General features: G+C 61.5%; 21 protein-coding genes. 6 read left to right on the top strand and 15 right to left on the bottom strand.

The genetic code is table 11. The features are described 5' to 3' along the window. The 7 genes from GKZ67_RS23145 to GKZ67_RS06660 all read right to left on the bottom strand — a co-directional run bounded on the left by GKZ67_RS23145 (position 1) and on the right by GKZ67_RS06660 (position 7,041). A complete protein-coding gene (locus GKZ67_RS23145; RefSeq protein WP_254245218.1) occupies positions 1-666 on the bottom strand; it encodes a sensor histidine kinase in 666 nt (221 codons plus the stop codon). Beyond that, positions 567-2,783, bottom strand: coding sequence for a sodium:solute symporter family protein (locus GKZ67_RS06685; RefSeq protein WP_254245102.1), 2,217 nt, complete (start codon positions 2,781-2,783; stop codon positions 567-569). The genes GKZ67_RS23145 and GKZ67_RS06685 overlap by 100 nt, the downstream gene beginning before the upstream one ends. A 92-nt stretch (positions 2,784-2,875) precedes the next feature. Then, entirely contained in the window at positions 2,876-3,106 is a 231-nt protein-coding gene (locus tag GKZ67_RS06680; RefSeq protein ID WP_173241659.1) for a hypothetical protein, read from the bottom strand. 108 nt (positions 3,107-3,214) lie between these two features. After that, positions 3,215-4,693, bottom strand: a complete 1,479-nt coding sequence (locus tag GKZ67_RS06675; RefSeq protein WP_173241658.1) for an MFS transporter — start codon at positions 4,691-4,693, stop codon at positions 3,215-3,217. Positions 4,694-4,737: 44 nt separating this feature from the next. Further along, positions 4,738-5,559, bottom strand: coding sequence for a hypothetical protein (locus tag GKZ67_RS06670; RefSeq protein WP_173241657.1), 822 nt, complete (start codon positions 5,557-5,559; stop codon positions 4,738-4,740). Next, positions 5,556-6,248: a hypothetical protein gene (locus GKZ67_RS06665; protein WP_173241656.1), complete on the bottom strand. Its 693-nt coding sequence runs from the start codon at positions 6,246-6,248 to the stop codon at positions 5,556-5,558. Before GKZ67_RS06665 ends, GKZ67_RS06670 begins: the two co-directional genes overlap by 4 nt. Positions 6,249-6,618: 370 nt before the next feature. Continuing rightward, positions 6,619-7,041: an IS1 family transposase gene (locus tag GKZ67_RS06660; RefSeq protein ID WP_173241655.1), complete on the bottom strand. Its 423-nt coding sequence runs from the start codon at positions 7,039-7,041 to the stop codon at positions 6,619-6,621. Positions 7,042-7,363: 322 nt separating this feature from the next. Here GKZ67_RS06660 and GKZ67_RS06655 point away from each other — a divergent pair, with 322 nt between their 5' ends. Then, entirely contained in the window at positions 7,364-8,200 is an 837-nt protein-coding gene (locus tag GKZ67_RS06655) for a flavin reductase family protein (protein ID WP_254245101.1), read from the top strand. 23 nt (positions 8,201-8,223) lie between these two features. Here the strand turns inward: GKZ67_RS06655 and GKZ67_RS06650 are convergent, their stop codons facing one another. The 8 genes from GKZ67_RS06650 to lpxK all read right to left on the bottom strand — a co-directional run bounded on the left by GKZ67_RS06650 (position 8,224) and on the right by lpxK (position 14,336). Further along, positions 8,224-8,619 carry a hypothetical protein gene (locus GKZ67_RS06650; protein ID WP_173241654.1) on the bottom strand — a complete coding sequence of 132 codons (396 nt, stop codon included), beginning with the start codon at positions 8,617-8,619 and terminating at the stop codon, positions 8,224-8,226. A gap of 31 nt (positions 8,620-8,650) precedes the next feature. After that, entirely contained in the window at positions 8,651-9,877 is a 1,227-nt protein-coding gene (locus tag GKZ67_RS06645; RefSeq protein ID WP_151088377.1) for an alanine dehydrogenase, read from the bottom strand. Positions 9,878-9,950: 73 nt separating this feature from the next. Beyond that, entirely contained in the window at positions 9,951-10,388 is a 438-nt protein-coding gene (tsaE, locus tag GKZ67_RS06640) for a tRNA (adenosine(37)-N6)-threonylcarbamoyltransferase complex ATPase subunit type 1 TsaE (RefSeq protein ID WP_173241653.1), read from the bottom strand. Positions 10,389-10,496: 108 nt separating this feature from the next. Further along, the gene (locus tag GKZ67_RS06635) at positions 10,497-11,066 is read right to left on the bottom strand and encodes a tRNA-(ms[2]io[6]A)-hydroxylase (protein WP_317172255.1); all 570 of its coding nucleotides are present in this window, start codon (positions 11,064-11,066) and stop codon (positions 10,497-10,499) included. Between the two features lie 61 nt (positions 11,067-11,127). Then, positions 11,128-11,844: a putative porin gene (locus GKZ67_RS06630; protein WP_254245217.1), complete on the bottom strand. Its 717-nt coding sequence runs from the start codon at positions 11,842-11,844 to the stop codon at positions 11,128-11,130. A gap of 106 nt (positions 11,845-11,950) precedes the next feature. Continuing rightward, positions 11,951-13,165 carry a putative porin gene (locus GKZ67_RS06625; protein WP_173241652.1) on the bottom strand — a complete coding sequence of 405 codons (1,215 nt, stop codon included), beginning with the start codon at positions 13,163-13,165 and terminating at the stop codon, positions 11,951-11,953. A gap of 128 nt (positions 13,166-13,293) precedes the next feature. After that, positions 13,294-13,644 carry a tetraacyldisaccharide 4'-kinase gene (locus GKZ67_RS06620; protein WP_173241651.1) on the bottom strand — a complete coding sequence of 117 codons (351 nt, stop codon included), beginning with the start codon at positions 13,642-13,644 and terminating at the stop codon, positions 13,294-13,296. Continuing rightward, positions 13,620-14,336 (bottom strand): tetraacyldisaccharide 4'-kinase, encoded by a 717-nt coding sequence (gene lpxK, locus GKZ67_RS06615; RefSeq protein WP_173241650.1) that lies wholly within the window; start codon positions 14,334-14,336, stop codon positions 13,620-13,622. Before lpxK ends, GKZ67_RS06620 begins: the two co-directional genes overlap by 25 nt. A 36-nt stretch (positions 14,337-14,372) precedes the next feature. Here lpxK and GKZ67_RS06610 point away from each other — a divergent pair, with 36 nt between their 5' ends. From GKZ67_RS06610 to GKZ67_RS06595, 5 genes are all read left to right on the top strand, one after another. Beyond that, positions 14,373-15,059, top strand: coding sequence for a uracil-DNA glycosylase family protein (locus GKZ67_RS06610; protein ID WP_173241649.1), 687 nt, complete (start codon positions 14,373-14,375; stop codon positions 15,057-15,059). A 91-nt stretch (positions 15,060-15,150) separates the two neighbouring features. Continuing rightward, entirely contained in the window at positions 15,151-15,756 is a 606-nt protein-coding gene (locus tag GKZ67_RS24435) for a Nif3-like dinuclear metal center hexameric protein (RefSeq protein WP_317172254.1), read from the top strand. Continuing rightward, positions 15,666-16,271, top strand: coding sequence for a Nif3-like dinuclear metal center hexameric protein (locus tag GKZ67_RS24430; protein ID WP_317172253.1), 606 nt, complete (start codon positions 15,666-15,668; stop codon positions 16,269-16,271). Before GKZ67_RS24435 ends, GKZ67_RS24430 begins: the two co-directional genes overlap by 91 nt. Further along, complete coding sequence (locus tag GKZ67_RS06600; RefSeq protein WP_173241648.1) at positions 16,261-17,034, top strand: zinc ribbon domain-containing protein; 774 nt, start codon at positions 16,261-16,263, stop codon at positions 17,032-17,034. Before GKZ67_RS24430 ends, GKZ67_RS06600 begins: the two co-directional genes overlap by 11 nt. A 66-nt stretch (positions 17,035-17,100) precedes the next feature. Continuing rightward, positions 17,101-18,660, top strand: coding sequence for a DUF3808 domain-containing protein (locus GKZ67_RS06595; protein ID WP_173241647.1), 1,560 nt, complete (start codon positions 17,101-17,103; stop codon positions 18,658-18,660). The last annotated feature ends 10 nt before the right edge of the window (positions 18,661-18,670 follow it).

Raw genomic sequence — 18,670 nt, 5'->3', positions numbered from 1 at the left:
TTAGCGTAGTTGGCTTGAAATAAACGGGGCCGCCGGCTCGGCTACCAGCGGCAGTTCCACGAAAAAGCGTGCGCCCTGGCCGGGCGTGCTCTCGACCCAGAGGCGGCCCCGGTGCAGCTCGACAATCTTTTTGCTGATGGCCAGGCCCAGCCCCGTGCCGGCGGGCTTGCGCATGGTTTGGTTGCGGGCCTGAAAAAACTTGTCGAAAATGAGGTGCTGCTCGGGCAGCGCGATGCCACAGCCGTTGTCTTCCACGCACAGCAGCAGGGCATCGGCAGCGGGCCAGGCCAGCACCGCGATGCGGCCGGTGCCGTCGGCCGGACTAGCCTTCACGGCGTTCGAGAGCAGATTGATGAGCACCTGCATGAGGCGGTCGCGGTCGGCGGGCAGCGCGGGCAGCGCAGCCGGCACGTCGAGGCGCAGCTCGATGCCGCGCTCGCGGGCCAGCTGCTCCACAGCCTCGGCAGCTTCCTGCACCAGCTCGGCCAGCGCCAGCGGCGCACGGTTCAGGGTAGCCTGGCCGCTTTCGTAGCGCTCCAAATCGAGCACCAGCGTGATGAGGCGCGTCAGGCGCTCGGCCTCGCGGCCGATGGTGTGCTGAAAGCGCTGGCGCTCGTCGGCCTCCAGCTCGGGGTTGTCGGCCAGAATCTCGGCCAGCGCCCGGATGCTGGTGAGCGGCGTGCGCAGCTCGTGGGTAACGGTATAGAGAAACTCGTCTTTCTGCTGGTCGAGCACCTGGAGCTGGTCATAAGCCTGGCGCAGCTCGTCGGTGAGGCGCTGGAGCTGACGGCTTTGCTTTTGCAGCTGGCGGTTGGCTTCAAGCAGCAGCTGGCTTTCCCGCAAAATGCCCACCACGTTATCGTAGCTGATTTCTTCGGCCCCGCCACCGAAGCCAGCAGCAGGCGGGCCGAGGCGGGGCCGAGGGTACCGGCCAGCAGCTTTTCGGCGTAGAGCAGCAGGCGCGGGTCGGCGGCGGTGAGGCGGGCAGCTGGTAAGCCAGACAGCTCACTCTCAAATGCCAGCGCATCGGGGAAGCGCCCGGCGAAGGCGCGCAACGCCTGGTTGGTGCGCTTTTTCCCCAGAAAGCCCAGCAGCAGGGTGCGCACGTCGGGCAGCGGCGCCGGTCCCGGCCAGCCGGTTACTTCCTCAGCCAGGCTGCGGCGGGCAAATACGTCCACGAACACGTCGGCCTGGCGCAGCTCCAGCGCGGTGGGCGGCACGGCGAGCGACAAGCCCACGTAGCCGCCGATGTTGAAAAACCAGCTCCAGAACAGGCCGTGCGAGAGGTAGTCGAGCCCCGAGAGCCCGAACAGCGCGCCCGGCCGCAGCCAGCTCAGCCCGCCGACGCCGTTGGTCAGCAGCGAGGCGGGCAGCCGCCCCGGCCCCACCAGCGTGGGCACTACCAGCGTAAAAAACCACACTGCAAAGCCCGCCAGCAGCCCCAGCGTGGCTCCGCGCCGGGTGCCGCCCTTCCAGTACAAGCCGCCCAGCACCACGGGCATGAACTGCGCCACCGCCGCAAACGACACCAGCCCGGTATTGACCAGCGGCAGCTGCCGGCCCACAATGAGGTAGTAGCCGTAGGCCAGCGCCAGCACCAGCACCACTGCCAGCCGGCGGCTTTGCAGAGCAATGCGGCTGAGGTAGGCAAACCAGCGCCGCTGCGCCTCGGGCCGCACGGCCGGCACCCGCACCAGCCAGGGCATGAGCAGGTGGTTGCTGAGCATCACGCTCAAGGCCACGGTTTCGACGATTATCATGCTGCTGGCCGCCGAGAGGCCGCCCAGGTACGTGAGCAGCGCGAGCCACGAATGGCCGGCCGCCAGCGGCAGCGCCAGCACGAAGGTGTCGGCGTCGAGGCCGCGCCCGCCCAGCTTTAGCAAGCCACCAAAAGCAATGGGTAATACAAATATATTTATTATTAATAAATATAATGGAAACAGCCACATGGCCTTTCGCAGGTGGTCTTCGTCGACGTTTTCCACCACGGCCACCTGAAACTGGCGCGGCAGCAGCAGCACCGCCGACATGCTGAGGATGAGCAGCGTGAGCCACTCGGCGCTGCCCGTGCCCGCGCCGTGCAGGGTAAACAGCTGCCGCAGCGCCGGCACCGCCGCCGCCTGGTCGAAGAGGTCGGCCAGGCCGCCAAACAGGTAGTACGTTACGAATAAACCTACCAGCAGGAAGGCCAGCAGCTTTACCAGGCTTTCCAGGGCCACGGCCAGCACAATGCCCTCATGGCGCTCGGTGGCCTCCACCGAGCGCACCCCAAACAGCATGGTGAACACGGCCAGCGTAGCAGCCGTGAACAGCGCCGGGCCGTTGGCGTGGCCCCCGCCCCCACCCGTAAGCACCACGTAAGAGCTGGCAATAGCCTTGATTTGCAGGGCGATGTAGGGCACTATGCCCAACACGCACACCACCGTGGCCAGCGCGCCCAGCGCCGCGCTCTTGCCATAACGGGCCGAGATGAAGTCGGCAATGGAGGTGAGCCGCTGCTGCCGGCACACCCGGATGATTTTGCGCAGCACCAGCCACCAGGCCGGGGCAAGCAACCCCGGCCCCAGATAAATTCCTACGTAGCTCAGCCCCTGGTGGGCCGCCCGTCCCACCGAGCCGTAGTAGGCCCAGGCCGTGCAGTACACGGCCATACTCAGGGCGTACGCGTACGGATTGGCCACCAGGCTCTTACGGGCCGCCGACCGCCGCTCGGCGGTGTAGGCAACCCCGAAGAGTAAGGCCAGGTAGCCAAACGAAAAGAACAAGACCAGAAACTTGTTCACGAACTAACCAATTAATGAATAAAGTATGAATTTTGCGCAAGAAACCGCAGAAAAGTAGAACAGCTATTAAAACCTTTCACTCATTCTCCCACTCACCCATTGCCGCGCCGGGCCAGCCAGCTGGTGAGGGCGATAAGCAGCCCCCAGGCCAGCAGCACGTAGAGGTAAACGAGCGGAATACCTGCCAGCCGCCTGCTCTGGTCGAATACGCCCAGCAGCGGATAGGTGAGCAGCAGCGTAAACAGCAGCGCTACGAACAGCAGCCGCTGGCCGCGCTGGTCGGCCCGCGCCGCCGGGTCGGGAGAAAGGGTCTTGCGGCTCATGGGATAAGAGAAAGGAATAGCTGTTCGCTTAAAAACCCGCCGGACAAGCTGCCTGACGGGTTTTTAGATAGAAATCAGGCTGTTATCAGCTTCAGCTGTCCATCAGCTTCAGCTGTCCATCAGCTTCACGTTGCGGGTATCCTTCATCAGGGCCATGCCCACGAAGAAGCACAGGAGGGCGATGGTAACCGGGTAAACAAGCCCGAGCAGGCTGCTGTGCTCCTTCGCAAAGGTGCCGGCCGGCTGGGCCGTGGCCCACACGCCAATCCAGGTAGCTACCAACGGCACGAAGCCGCCAAATACGCCATTGCCAATGTGGTAGGGCAGCGAAAGGGAGGTGTAGCGCACGCTGGTCGGGAACAGCTCGACGAGGTAGGCGGCGATGGGACCGTACACCATCGTCACGAACAGCACCAGGATGAAGGTGAGTAGCGTAATCATGGGCACGTTGGGCGCGAGGGCTTTCATTACGGCGGGCACGGCCTTGCCGGCGGCGTCCACGGTGGCGGGGGTTATTTCGCTGAGCGGCCCGGCGTAGGCCTTGATACCGTAGAAAAGCGGAATAGTGAACAGCGCGCCGCAAATCATGCCCGTCATGATGATGCGCTTGCGGCCGATGCGGTCGGAGAGCGAGCCGAAGTACACGAACAGCGGCGTGGCCAGCACCATCGCAATTACCAGCGCCGTGCTGGAATCCATGAGGTCCATTTTCAGGGTAGCATTCATGAACGAGTAGGCGAAAAACTGGCTCGTGTAGAAGATGACGCCCTGGCCCATCGTGACGCCGAAAAGAGCGATGAGCACCAGGCGACGGTTCACCGGGTTCACAAACGAGTCGCGCAGCGGGCTCTTACTGGTGGTGCCGGTGGCCTTAGCCTTGGCAAACAGCGGCGACTCGTGCAGCTTCTTGCGGATGTAGTACGAGGCCACGACCAGGAAGCCCGAGAGCAGGAACGGCACGCGCCAGCCCCACTCCTTGAAGGCCGCTTCGCCCATGGCCTTGCGGGCTATCACAATCACCAGGATACTGAGAATAAGGCCGCCAGTGGCCGTAATCTGGATGAAGCTGGTGTAGTAGCCGCGCTTGCTGTCGGGGGCATACTCGGCCACGTAGGTGGCCGCACCGCCGTACTCGCCGCCCAGGGCCAGGCCCTGCAGCAGGCGCAGCACCACCACAATGAGCGGTGCCACGATGCCAATCTTGTCGTAGCTCGGGATGAGGCCGGTGATGAAAGTAGCCCCGCCCATAATCAGCAGCGTAACCAGGAAGGTGTACTTGCGCCCCACCATGTCGCCGATGCGCCCAAACACCACGGCGCCAAACGGCCGCACCACGAAGCCTACGCCAAATACCGCCAGAATACCCAGCAGGGTCTCCTCCGGCTTGCCCTTCGAGCCAAACAGCACCGGCCCGATAATAGCCGCCAGCGACCCAAATATATAGAAATCGTACCATTCAATAACCGTACCCACCGACGAGGCCGTGATGACCTGCCAGATGGTTTTGGTATCGACCTGGTTGTTATCATGCGCCGCCGGCGCATCCACGGCCGCACCATAGGCGGCGGGGTTCAGGCTTTGTTCCATGATGAAGGCTGGGAAATAGTGGCGAATGCGCTTGCGGGCGTTGTTTACAGGTAGACCTGGGTTTGCAGCGTTACCTCGGGGCGGTAGCGAATGCTGTTGACCGTGGCGGCGCCGTTATTGGCGGGCAGGAAGGTCTGGTCGCTGAAGTCGGGGCGGGCGCGGTAGTTGATGGTAATCTTGGCGTTGTGCCCGTCGAGGTAGAGGTTCAGGCCCGCGTCGTACACGTTCACGCCTTTGATGCTGCCATCGGTATCGAGCAGGCCATTGAGGCTATTGTGCAGATACGCCACGTAGGGCTGGAGCTTCATCTTGGGCCCGAGCAGGTTTTTGGGCAGCAGCACCCCGAGCTGCGTGTAGTAGCTCTGGCCGGTGCCGATGAGCGGCACGGCGTTGCCAACCAGGCCGGCCGAGGTAGTCGCGCCCGCCGCCAGGCCGTTGCCGGGGTTCATCAGGCCCACGTTGCGCACGTAGTTGGGCCCGAAGTTGTAGTTGTAATACACGCCGTATAACGTGACGGCCGTTTTAGAGGTCGTATCAATCGGCGCGTCGTAGAACACATCCACCCCGTAGAGGCGCACGTCGTGGGTGGTCGTGGTCGAGAACGGGTCGGCCGGAGCCGTGGTCGGGTACGCCGCCGGCCGCGAGTACGTGCCGCTGGGATTGTAGTGGAAGCCCGCCCCAATGTTGAGCACTTTCTTGGTGCCCAGGTAAGTGCCCGTCTGATAAGGCAGCAGGTTGGATTCTTTGTCGAAGAACTCGTAGTCGAAGTACCCCTGGTATATCTTATTGGTATTGCGGGGGTTGAAGGCCGCCACGTTGGTACGCAGCCCGGCCGGCGTGGCCGTAGGGGCCGCCAGGTTGCTCACAAACGGGTCGTCGATGGCCAGGCGGTAGTCGAAGCCTCCGATGCGGCCCTTGGCATATGCCCCATAAAGAAGCCGAACTGGTCGGTCTGGTCCAGGGTCGGGTAGTTGACGATGGGCAGGTCATACGTCATGATGTTTAGGGTACTGGCCTGCGTCATGCGCGAAATACCGACCTGGTAGTTGAGGCCCGCCCCCACGCTCAGGTACTTGTTGACGCGAAACTCGCCCGTAGCATTGTGCACGTAAAACGGCGCCCGCTTGGCCGGGCCATTGGGGTCGTTGGGCTCGCCCCCGCTGATGGTCGTCTGGTTTTCCATACCCATATCGAGCAGCAGCAGAAACCGGGGGTTCAGCTGGGCCAGCATAATGAGGCGGGTGCGCCGCAGCCCAAATGCCACCTGGTCGGATTTTGGCAGGCCGTCGCGCAGGGTATTGGAGTTGTTCTCGTTGTACTGCGCCCAGAACTGCGTCCAGGCAATAAAGCGCAGGTACTTCGAGCCATCGGCCGAAATATTCAACTTCATACCGGCCCCGTACGGCACCGATTTGTCGGGGGTGGGTGCCGACGGCGGCGGGGCGGGCGTGGCCGGCGGCGGGGGTGTGCCGGCTGCCGGCGGCGTAACCTGGGCGTGGACAGTGCCGGCTAGCAGCAGGCTGCCAAGAGCAAAGGCGTAGCGGGTGTTGGGCATGAATGAAAACTGACTAATGAAAAGAGAGCCGATTGCCCACCACCGGGTCCGGACGCAGGCAGTTCGGTCCGGCTAAGTAGCAGCCCGAACCGGCCGCCTGGTACCAGCGTGCAGTAGTTTTGCTAACTCACTATAGCTCGCCGGCCACTACCGCAGCGCGGTGGGCGGCCATTAGCGCGCGGCTGCTACGCTGCCCCGAAGCCCGCGCGCCGGGTTACGGGCGCTTCCAGCCATCGCCGCCGGGCGCCCAGCGCGCCAAAAAAGCCTCGCTCGCCCCAGCCAGACCAGTAGCGATAGCAAGTGAGCAAACCTATATCTGTTTAGCGACAAAGGCGGGCCAGCGGTACCTGAGGCCGCGGGCGGCCCCGCGCTACCCCGCCCGGAAGCGCTCCCAGCGTATCATCATGTATTTATCGCCCAGCTCGGTGACGACCAGCCCGGCGCTTTTCAGGTTCTCGGGCTTCTGAAAGAATTCGGCCAGCTCTTTTTGGTTGAGAATCTTGTACGTGGGGTGATAGTCGGTCTGGCGCGGGGCTTTCACGCCGTACTTCTTCACCCAGTTCATCACGCTGACGTGGCTCACGCCGAGCAGGCGCTCAATCTCGCGGTAGCTCACGCCCTCAATGTAGAGCTGCAAGGCCTTTACCACATAGTAGGGGTTTACCTCGCGCCCTACCTTGGCCACGGTGTAGTGATAGCCGCAGCTCTTGCACCGAAACCGCTGGCGCTCATTGATTACGCCGCTCTTGGTGGCTTCCTTCGAGTCGCACTTGGGGCAGGCGGGGGTAGTCATAGTGCAGAAGCTAGTTGTACCAACGGGTTCGCGGTCAGTTGGCGGCTCAAGGTATAGCTGATTAGCTGCAATCCGGGCGGGCTATTCCAAAATGAGTTGCCCCAGCGCCTCGACGGCCAAACCCAGGCAGCGCATATCGAGCCTGGACGATTGATAACCAGCCAGGTACCAGCCGCAAGAGAAAAAGCGTGTGTCTCATGCTGCTAAAGCTAGGTAGCTTTGGCGCCTTAACCCCACCCCGCTCCATGCCCGCCCCGCCTACCGCACCATTGCCCCGGCCGACCTTTCAGCCGCCGATTTTTACCAGTACCTTATCGGCGCGGTGGCGCCCCGGCCCATTGCGTTTGCCAGCACCATCTCGGCCGCGGGGCAGGTCAATCTGAGTCCGTTCAGCTTTTTCAACGTCATGAGCATGGACCCGCCCGTTCTGGTGTTTTCGCCCACCAGCCGGGGGCGCGACAACTCGCACAAGGATACCCTGCTAAACGTGCGCGCCGTGCCCGAGGTGGTGATTAATCTCTGCGACTACCCATTGGTAGAGCAGCTGTCGCTGGCCAGCGCCGAGTACCCGGCCGGGGTCAACGAGTTTGCCAAGGCCGGCCTCACCGAAGCGCCGTCGGACCGGGTGCGGCCGCCGCGCGTGGCCGAGTGCCCGGTGGCCTTCGAGTGCGTGGTGGAGCAGATTATCGCGCTCGGCGCCGGCCCCGGCCACGGCAACCTAGTGATTTGCCGCGTGGTGCAGGCCCACGTGCGCGAGGATATTCTGCTCGAAGGCCGGCCCGGCATCGACCCGCATAAGTACGAGGCCGTATCGCGCCTGGGTGGGGACTGGTACAGCCGCCTGCGCCCCGAAAACCTGTTTACCGTGGGCCGCCCCAACCGCCACCTGGGCATAGGCTTCGATGAGCTGCCCGAGCACATCCGCCACAGCGACCTGCTTACCGGCAACGACCTGGCCAAGCTCGCCAACGTGGAGCGCGCCGCCCTGCCCACGCCCGCCCAAATCGAGGAAATCAAAACCGAGCCGATGGTAGCGTATTTGCTCAACAAGTACCGTAGCGATACTGCCGAGCAGCAAAAGCAGCTGACCCTGCTGGCCCGGCAGTGGCTGGAAGAAGGCCGCGTGGCCGAGGCGTGGCGGGTGCTGCTGGGCTACTAATTTATTAATTCATCTTGAACACTTCACAGATTATTTTTTTCGTTGGAATTATCTGTAAAGTGAAAAGGCCTGCAATTTTCCAAGTAATATTTCCTACCTAAATCAGTGATATAAATTCTGAGCTGTTTTTCTGTATGATTAGCATTTGTCCAATCTTTTGCCTGCTTCTTAACGAGCTCAAAAGAAAAGCGAATATTTATTCTTACTTCATCACCGTTAAAAATAAGCCCTTCATAGGCCGAGAAATAATTTTGCTCAAACAGCCAGTTTAATCTTTGACTCAATTGAGTATAAATAGCCTCTTCTGATAACTGCGGCTGTCGCTGACTCAAAACAGAAACCAAATCCCACATTGGGGAATAATCTGTTTCTATTTCGTCTAGTATCCAGCAATCTACTAGCAAAACATTGTGGCTCATACTATACGCACAGCTACAGTTCCATTATCCCCTAATTCCGCACCGCAATCAGCAGCCCCAGTTCCTTGTACCGCATATTAAATTTCTTGGCAATGGCCGCATTCGTGAGCGAGCCTTTGTAGACGTACACGCCCGAGCGGAAATGCTCATTGGTAAACAGCGCCTCGTTGATGCCGCCGTGCTGGCTGATGTCTTGCAGGATGGGCGTGAAGATGTTGCTGAGCGCGTTGGTGGCGGTGCGGGGCACGCGGGAGGCAATGTTGGGCACGCAGTAGTGCACTACATCGTATTTTCTGAATACTGGCTTGCTGTGGCTGGTCAGCTCGCTGGTTTCGAAGCAGCCGCCCTGGTCGATGCTGATATCGATGATGATGGAACCCGGCGCCATGCTCGACACCATACTTTCGGGCACCATAAACGGAATGCGCCCTTCTTCCACGGCCAGCGCCCCAATAACCACATCGGCCCGCCGAATCTGCTGGCTCAGGGCAAAGGTATCGAGGGTGCTGGTGTAGAGCTGCGAGCCCAGGTTGTGCTTGAGGCGGCGCAGCTTATACAAGTGATTATCAAACACTTTTACCTCAGCTCCCAGGCCCAGCGCGGCGCGGGCGGCGTACTCGGCTACCGTGCCCGCGCCCAGGATGACGACCTGCGACGGCGGCACCCCCGTGATACCGCCCAGAATAATGCCTTTGCCCTCGTTGGAGCGGGCCAGGTACTCGGCGGCTACGAGCATTACCGTTGAGCCGGCGATTTCGCTCATGGCGCGCACGACGGGCCGGGCACCGCTGGGGTCTTTTATCAGCTCGAAGCCAATGGCGTTGACCTTTTTACGAGCCAGGGCATTGATAAATTCGGGCGTCATGGTACCCATTTGCAGGGCCGAGATGAGCGTTTGGCCGGGGCGCATCAGCTCAATCTCATCCATCATGGGCGGGGCCACTTTCAGGATAATATCGGCCTTATAAACTTCCTCGGTCGAGTAGGCAATGGTAGCGCCCGCCTCCGAATAGTCGTGGTCGGAAAACTTGCTGGGCTCGCCGGCCCCGCTTTCCAGCATTACTTCGTGGCCTTCGCTGATGAGGTGTACTACGGCTTCGGGCGTGAGCCCCAGCCGGTTTTCCTGCAAGGATATCTCCTTGGGCAGGCCAATGAAAAGCTTGCGCTTGCGCGTGTCCACGGCCAGCATCGACTCCTGGGTGAAGTAGGCGCGGCTCGTCGCCAAAGCGCCAAAGCCGGAGGGTAGCTGTTCGGCCATAACTTAATTTCAGTGGGCAGTGCGCAATGAATAGTGAGCAGCTTCTGGCTGCCAAATAGTCATTGTACACTGCTCACTGCTCACTGATAATTGATAATTGTCTTGATTCCGGGCCGGTTACCGACAGCTCCACGAGCAGCCGCTGCGAAGGCAACAGCCCCGTGACGCGGCTGGGCCATTCTATCAGGCAAAGATACCCCGAATCGAAGTACTCGGCTGCGCCCAGCCGGGCAGCTTCTTCTTCGGAGTCAACCCGATAAAAGTCGAAGTGGTAGATGGGCTGCCCACGGCCGTCACGGTATTCGTTGACGAGGGCGAAGGTGGGGCTGCTCACGTCGTCGTGCACGCCCAGCTCGGCGCACAGGGCGCGGATGAGCGTCGTTTTGCCCGCCCCCATCTCGCCCGCGAAGGCCACGATGGTCTGGCCCGATGCAGCAAGGGCCGCGGCGAGCTGCCGGGCGGCCGTGGGCACGGCCGCCAGCGCTGGTATTTCGAGGGTAAGAGAAGACATTTTTGCTTTATTTCCCGGTTGGTCGTCCTGCTGACGAAGGAAGCACGACGTTTTTTCGTAGCGCGCAAGGCATTTTTTAATGCATGCGGTCGTCGCGCACCGGCAGGTTTACGACAATCTCCCTTCGAGCCTGAGCAATTCCTGCAATCGGGCATCTACTTCGGCCGGGTCGCAGTATTCTTTGGCCAGGTCGACGTAGCTCACGAAGTGGCCCGCTTCGCTGGCCATCAGCTCATAATAAAACTGGCTAAGCTCAGGGTCACGGTCTTGCAGGTGCAGCCACAGCAGCTTAAAGCGCTCGCAGGAGCGCGCCTCGATAAGCGCCGACACCAGCAGCTGGTCGAGCAGCTGGCGCTCGCGCGGGCCACCCTTGCGGATGTGCGCCATGAGCTGCACCACGTACTCGTCGCGGCGCGGGCGGCCCAGCGGCAGGCTGCGCTTGCGCAGCTCCTGCACCACGCGCTCAAAATGGCTCCATTCTTCGGCTACCAGCAGGGTAAGCTCGTCAACCAGTCGCTCTTTTTCGGGGTAATGCACAATGAGCGAGATGCCGGTGCTGGCCGCCTTCTGCTCGCAATAGGCGTGGTCAACCAGGATTTCTTCGAGATTCTTACTGGCCAAATCTACCCAGCGCGGGTCGGTGTTGAGCTTGAGCTTAAGAATGGTTTTCTCTTTCATAACTGAGTAGCTACCCGTTTATTTAACCCTGAGCGATAAGCCGGCCAAGCGCGGCCGGCATTTAGCTAAAAAATCGCCACCGTACCCCAAACTGGAAACGGCGCGGATAGCCCGTGTAGTAAGGCGTGGTAAAATAGCCATTAGCGCCCAAGCCCTGGTTGAGGTAGGCCACTTTTATAAAGATGGAGGCGGAGCTGATATCGGCCGCCACAAAGGCATTGGCCACCGCATAGCCGCCCAGCTTAAACTGGTCCTGCACGTAAAACTGCTGGGTGCTGGGCGAGTAGCCGTAGCCCCGAAACTCCGACTGGTAATACACCTCGCCGCCCACCTGCGCAAACAAAGCGTGCCCGAACACCCGGCGCTGGTAATATACCCGCGACTCGGTAACGAAGGCCGGAATGCGTAGCCCCGCCGTGCGCGACGTTGCGGTGTCGCCGCCGGCGCCGTGCGTGTAGGTGGCCTGGTTATCGAAGTACACATTACCTACCCGGAAGCGGTGGCGCGCAAACGCGATAAGCAGCTGCTTGCTGGTGCTAAGCTGAGCCGGGACTCCCTGCTGGTTATAATATACCAAATTGTTAATATTAACCACGGCCGCGCTTAGCTCGATACGGTGGTCGGCCAGGAACGGCAGGCGCTGCTGCAGGCGCACGGTGAGCTGCTGGGTGGTTGTATTGGCGAAGGCCGCCGCCGTGTTGTCTGAGAGGTTATTCCACTGGTAGTGATTGCCGAAAAAGACCCGTTGGGTAAGGGTGGGCGAGTACGAATTGACCAGCGCCTCGGCCGATAAAGGACCGGTGCGGATGCGCCCGCGCAGCCAGTATTCGGCCCGTTGCCCACTACTTTTACCGCGCCATTGTCGAGCGGCAGATACTCGCCCGCTACCTCAATGGCGTAAATGGTGTGGTAGTTGAATGAGGCCGTGCCCCCAGAAAAAGCTGCCCGTAGTAGCGCGGCTTCACATTGAGGGTGTCGTTGGGCGAGTTGCCCACGGCTACGAGGCGTGGGTTGGTACCCGACCGGCCCACCGGCGTGCTTTTCTCTTCCAGCCAGGCATTGCGGTAGCGGCCATACACGTTGTACTCGATGCGCTCGGTGCGGCCGAGCAGGCCGAAGGTGTTTTCAATTTGCCGGTAAGTGGCGCGGTCGTTGGTAGCCGTGGGGTTGCGCAGGGCATTATCATAAAATAGCAGATTACCACTCCCGTCGCGCGGCAAAGCAGTATCGGTATAGCCATTGTACTGCCGCCGGATATCGAATACATGATAGGCGGTGAAGCCCTTAGTGAGTAGCCGATAAGTCTGGAGCAGGTGCACAGCGTCGCGGTCGTCGATGTTGTTGGCTGCCGTCAGGTACACCTGCTCGTTGCCGTAGTTGAAGAGTGAGTCAATAACCCCTCCCATCTTTTTTATACGGGCCTGCTCGGCCGCCGAGGGCTGGATACCGCCCTGCTCCCGCGTAGCCTGGCGGCTGGCCGAGTAGTTGGCCAGCAGGTGATAGCGACCACTCTCGTTTTGGTAGCGACCGAATATAGTAAAATTATTATGTTCTACCTGGGCGCTGGCGGCGCTGGTGGCCAGTATCTGGTTGGAGGCAATGCGTTCGTAATCAACCCCGATGCTGAAGTTCTTTTTCAGCGAGCGCGTGTAGCTTAGCTCGAATACCTGCTCGCCTGCCGAGCCCTGCACGTAGCGAAAAAAGGAATAGGGCGAGCGGCTGTCGTAGTACGGCACCTCGCTGGCTTCGCGCACGTTGCGGTCAAACACGTTGCGTCCGAAGCGGGCCCCGAGCTGTAGATTGGGCTGGTACAGCAGCGGCCGCGAAGCCGAGCCAAACACGCCCAGGTCTTGCTGAAACGTTGTATCGTGCGTCCAGAACCGCGCCTGCGGCCACTGCGTAAGCGTAGTATCGAGGGGCGTGCCGCCCACCGAGTCGCGCCGCACTTCGGCCTCGTAGATGACGCGGGTAGTCTTGGGGCCATAAACCGCTTTGGTCGAGTCGTCGACAATCTGGGCACGGCCGGCCAGGGTACTGGCCAGCACCAGCGTGAGCAGCAGCGTGAGCCAGCGGACTACGGCGAAGGAAGAAGAAACCATGTACAGAAAAAACACGCGGGGAGTAAGCCGGCGCCCCAGGCTCAACGCGTAAAGATACTAGGGCTGGGCGGGCGTCGTAGCGGCAGCCACCACGGCGGCCAGCCGGGCCGCGCCCGCGCCCAGCAACGCTACGCGCACCGGAATCGTGTAGAAGCGCAGCGCCCACCCGGCCGGCCGGCCCACAAACCTGGGGCCGTGCGCTCGCTTAGGCGGGTAGCGTCTTTTTCGGTGGTGAAAACAGGCCAGCCGGGCTGCCAGTACTTTTGCAGCGCCGCCAGGTCGGCTGGCTGAAACGCGTGGTGGTCGGGCAGGGCTTCGTGGTGCATAATGGTGTACCCCTGGCTTTCGAGGTAGCTGCGCAAAGGGCCGGGCTGGGCAATACCCGTGAGCAGCAGCGCCGGGCCGGGCCCGGGCGGCGGGCCCGGCTCCGCGCCCACCCATTCTGCCCCGACTTCTACCAATTCGGTAGCCAGCGGCACTGGCGCGGCGTAAGCATAGCTCGAAAACAAGATAACTGCCCTGGCCGGGCATAGCGCCGCACCTGAGCCTCGGCGGCAGCCTGGTCGTGGGCCGATAAGCCGGGCGGGCATTTGGTCAGGATAACGACATCGGCGCGGGCGGCCCCGGCGCGGGCTTCGCGCAAGCGGCCGGCGGGCAGCACAAAATCGGTGTAGAAAGGCCGGGCCAGCTCGGTGAGCAGAATATTGAGCGTGGGCCGCACGCGGCGGTGCTGGTACGCGTCGTCGAGCACCACGCAGGTCAGCTCGGGGTGGTGTTGGCGCAGCAGGTCGAGCCCCAGCTGGCGGTTTTCGGCCACCGCCACCGGCACGCGCTGGTGGTTGAACTCCTGGAAATACTGGCAGGGCTCATCCCCTATCGTGGCGGCTGAGTCGGCAAGCGTAGCCAGGCGCGGGCCTTTGGTCTGGCGGCCGTAGCCCCGGCTCAGAATAGCCGGCTGCTGGCCCTGACGCAGCAGCTCCTGCACCAGCCAGGCAACGTGGGGCGTTTTGCCGGTGCCGCCCACCCGCAGGTTGCCCACGCTGAGCAGCGGCACCCAGCCGGCGGCCGAGTGCTTGTAGCCGTGGTCGTAGAGCCAGTTGCGCCCGGCCAGCACGGCAGCGTATAGCCAAGAGAGCGGAAGAAGCAGCCAAGCCAGCCAGGAGGTAAGCATAGGGCAAAGGTCGGGCCGGCCACCGACCTTTGCCCTATGCCCGACTTCGCCACCCGCCTGCTTCAGCTATTTTCCACTTTTCCGCTGCCCGCCACTCCGCTGCCACTAGGTGTAGAAGCCCGCAGCTCTTACCAGGAGCCGGAGGTGCAGGACCTTATGCGGCGGTTTGCCCAGCGCTTTTACCGCGCTAATCACCAGCGCGTTGGCATTTTCGGCATCAATCCCGGCCGCTTCGGAGGCGGCCGAACCGGCATCTCGTTTACCGACCCGGTCGCGCTTAGCGATAGCTGCGGCATCACGCACAACCTTCCGCAAAAGCGCCGCGAGCTGTCGAGCGAGTTCGTGTATAACTTTATTGCGGAGCTGGGCGGCCCGGCCGGGTTTTACGACCACTTTTTCCTCAGCGCAGTGTACCCGCTGGAGCTGACGCGCGAAGGCAAAAACTACAATTATTACGATGCGCCGGCTATCATTAAAGCCCTGTGGCCCGACATGCTGCGCTCGCTTACCAGCCAGGCCGAGCGGCTAAACCTCCGCCGCGACGTGGCCGTAAGCCTGGGCCGCCGCAACGGCGAATTTCTGCAAAAGCTTAATAACGAGCTGGGTTTATTTGAGCGCATTGAAATTCTTGACCACCCGCGCTTTCTGATGCAGTACCGCCGCAAGCGGCTGGCCGAAAATGTGGCCAGGTATGTAGAAGTGCTGGGAAGTCTTGTTAGATAATTAATTATATCAAAACTATTATATTTATCAATTACTAGCTACCCCTTCCCTGCCTTCCGCTTTCGTGAGCTTGTTAACTGTTATTTGCTAAATGATAACTGTAAGAGACCTGGCCCGCCTGCTCGAAACCACGGCGCCCCTGGCCCACCAGGAAAGCTACGATAATGCCGGCCTGCAATGCGGCCTGCTCACGGCCGGAATCACCGGCGTACTCATTGCCCTCGACTGCACGCCGGCCGTGGTGGCCGAAGCGGCGCGGCGCGGCTGCAACGTGGTGCTATGCCACCACCCGGTCATTTTTCGGCCGCTCAGGCGCCTTACCGGCCAGGGCCTGGTAGAGCAAACCATTATGGCCGCGCTCAAGGCCGACGTAGCCATCTACGCGGCCCACACCAACCTCGACAACGTGCGCCAGGGCGTTAATGCCCGACTGGCCCAAAAGCTGGGGCTGGTCAACACCCGTATTCTGGCACCCAAAACCGGCACGCTGGGCCGACTCATCACGTACGTGCCCGACCAGGCCGATGCCGATGGCCAGCAGTTGTCAGACAAAGTATTGCAGGCATTATATACTGCCGGAGCGGGCCAGGTCGGCAATTACCGCGAGTGCAGCTTCCAAACGCCGGGCCTGGGCACCTTTACGCCGGGGCCGGCTCCCGCCCCACCATCGGCACCGAAAACGAGCCCGCCTCCGTAGCCGAAACCAAGGTTGAGGTGCTGCTGCCCCTGCACCGCCAAGCGGCCGTGCTGGCCGCACTGCGCCAAGCCCATCCGTATGAAGAAGTAGCCTACGAGCTGATAAAGCTCGAGAACGAGCACCAGGATGTGGGCGCGGGCCTGGTGGGCCACTTGCCTAAGGCGCTGAGTCCGCTCGATTTTCGCCAGCATCTGAAGGCCGTGCTGGGCGTGCCCGTGGTGAAGCACACGGCATTTGACAAACCCATTAAAAAAGTGGCGCTGTGCGGCGGCGCGGGCAGCTTCCTGACCGGCGCAGCCGTGGCGGCCGGCGCCGATGCCTACGTGACGGCCGATGTGAAATACCACGAGTTTTTTGCGCCCGAGGGCCGGCTGCTGCTCTGCGATGTGGGGCACTTTGAGAGCGAGCAATTTACGGGTGAGCTATTCCGCGATTTGCTGCTGGCAGCGTTCGGTCGTACTTTTGCGGTCTTATTCGCTGAAACCTCCACGAATCCCGTTCAGTATGACTGCTAATTCCGCCGCCGTGGTAAATCCGGCCGACGCGCCTATTTCCGCCAAGCTCGAAGCTTTACTCAACCTGCAACGCATTGATTCGCAGCTCGATGAGATTCGCCGTGTACGAGGCGACCTGCCCGAAGAAGTACGCGACCTCGAAGATGAGATTGCCGGTTACGAAGCCCGCGTAAAGCGCTTCGACGAAGAAATCAGCGGCCTGCAGGACCAGATTAAGCAGCGCAAAGCTGCTACGAAAGAGGCCGAAGGCCTCATCAAGCGCTACGAAGAGCAGCAAACCAACGTCCGCAACAACCGCGAGTACGAGGCTATTGCCAAAGAAGTAGAGCTGCAGCGCCTCGAAATCCAGATTTCGGACAAGAAAATCAAGGAGGCCCAGTACCTCATCGAGCAGCGCAACACCGAAGCCAACGTGACGCGCCTGCGCCTTGAGGAGCGCCGCAAAGACCTCGACACCAAGAAAAGCGAGCTCGACACCATCGTGGCCGAGAACGAAGCCGAAGAAAAGCAGCTCGTTGCGGAGCGCGAAACGGCTATTCAGCCCGTAGAAGCCCGCCTGCTGACAGCCTACGACCGCATTCGGGGCAACATGCGCAACCGCCTGGCGGTAGTGCTGGTGCGCCGCGATGCCTGCGGCGGCTGCTTCAACACGGTGCCCCCACAACGCCAGGCCGACATTATCTCGCACAAGAAAATCATCGTGTGCGAGCACTGCGGCCGCATTCTGGCCGATGTGGAAGGCCGGGCCGCGGTCAATGCCTAAGCTCTAGCTTGTATTTCAAAGAAAAGGAACGACTCCGGTCGTTCCTTTTTTTATCGCCCTTACATTTTGACGGAAATTACTGCCGAGATACGCCGTAGACTTCGCCAGGGCGCGTGGAGCGTAGTAGTGAGCCTGTTGGCCACTACGGCCGGCCTCAGTGCGCCACCTGGCGCCACCTGCCAGGCACTGGCCCCGCAGCCGCTACCCGATGCCGTACTAGCCCCGGAAACGCTTTCGCCCGCCGCCCGCCACGCCTACGCCGAGCTGCTGAAGCTGAAAGTGACCACCTGCCGCCAGTTGCTGGCGGCCGAGCCGGCCCGCGCCCCCGGCACGCTGCTGGTAGCCGACTGCGCTGATTTTGTAGAGCTTCTTATCAGCCAGGATGCCGGGCGCTACGAGGCCACGGTGGTGGCCCAGGACGCACGCCTGGCCATGCTGGCGCAAGCACCGGCCGGCGCCCTGCGCGACTACGCGCAGGCCGAAATCAGGCTACACCAGGCGTTGGCCCAGGTGGTGTTTCACCACGAGGTGCGCGGCGCCTGGAACCTGCGCCAGACTGCCCAGCTGGTGCAAGCGGCCGCGCAGCGCTACCCTACGTACCTACCTATTCGCAAAACCCTGGGACTATGCCAGTTTGGTATTGGCTCGCTGCCGGAGGGCTACCACTGGTTTTTGCGGCTGCTCGGCCTTAGCGGAGGCGTGGAGCAAGGCTTGCAAAACCTGGGCCGGGCGGCGGCGCAACCCCACGATTTCCAGCCCGAAAGCCAGATTTTGCTCGCGCTTATTCGGGAAGCATATTATAAAAAAGGTAATGAGAGCCTGTCATTAGTGCTAAGGCTGGCAAGCGAGCAGGCTGATAACTTACTCTTTAGCTACTTGGTTATCAGCCTGCAAAAGCGTCAGCACCACGGCGAACAGGCGCTGGCGGCCTACCGAACCCGGCCTACCGGCGCAGCCTACCTACCCCTGGCCTACCTGCACCACCTGGCCGCCGACCTACTGCTTTATCGCGGCGACTATGCCAGCTCCATCGCCGAAAACCAGCAGTTTCTGCACGAGTACCGGGGTGAATATTACCGCAAGGATGCGGCTTTTAAGCTTTACCTGGCCGCCTGGCTGGGTGGTGCTCCCGCGGCCGCGGCCGAACGGTATCGCCAGCAAATTAACCAGGTCGGGCCGCTTACTATTGAGGAAGATATCTACGCCCAGCGCTTTTACCACGACGCCCAGCTGCTCAACCCCGTGCTGACCCGCGCCCGGCTGCAAACCGATGGCGGCTACTATAACCAGGCACTGAGCACCTTGCAGCTATTTCACCCCACGCCCGCCACGCCCGTGCGCGACCAGCTTGAAGCGCCTTACCGCCGCGCCCGCGTGTGGGAAGGCCTGGGCCGCCTCGATTCGGCCCGGGCCGACTACCAGCTCACCCTGCGCCGGTCGGCCGCGCTGGGCGACCCCGCTTACTACTTCGCGCCGCAGTCCGCTTTGCAGCTCGGCTACCTGGCGCAGGCAGCCGGCCAGCTGTCAGCGGCCAAAGCCTATTTTGAGCAGGCGATGGCCTACCCCAGGCACGAATACAAAAACAGCACCGACCAGAAAGCCAAACTGGCTCTACGGGGGTTATAGTGGAAGCTTT

The sequence above is a fragment of the Hymenobacter sp. BRD67 genome (assembly GCF_013256425.1).
In the GTDB taxonomy this organism is placed as follows: Bacteria; Bacteroidota; Bacteroidia; order Cytophagales; family Hymenobacteraceae; genus Hymenobacter.
This window is presented reverse-complemented; position numbering and strand designations above follow the sequence as displayed.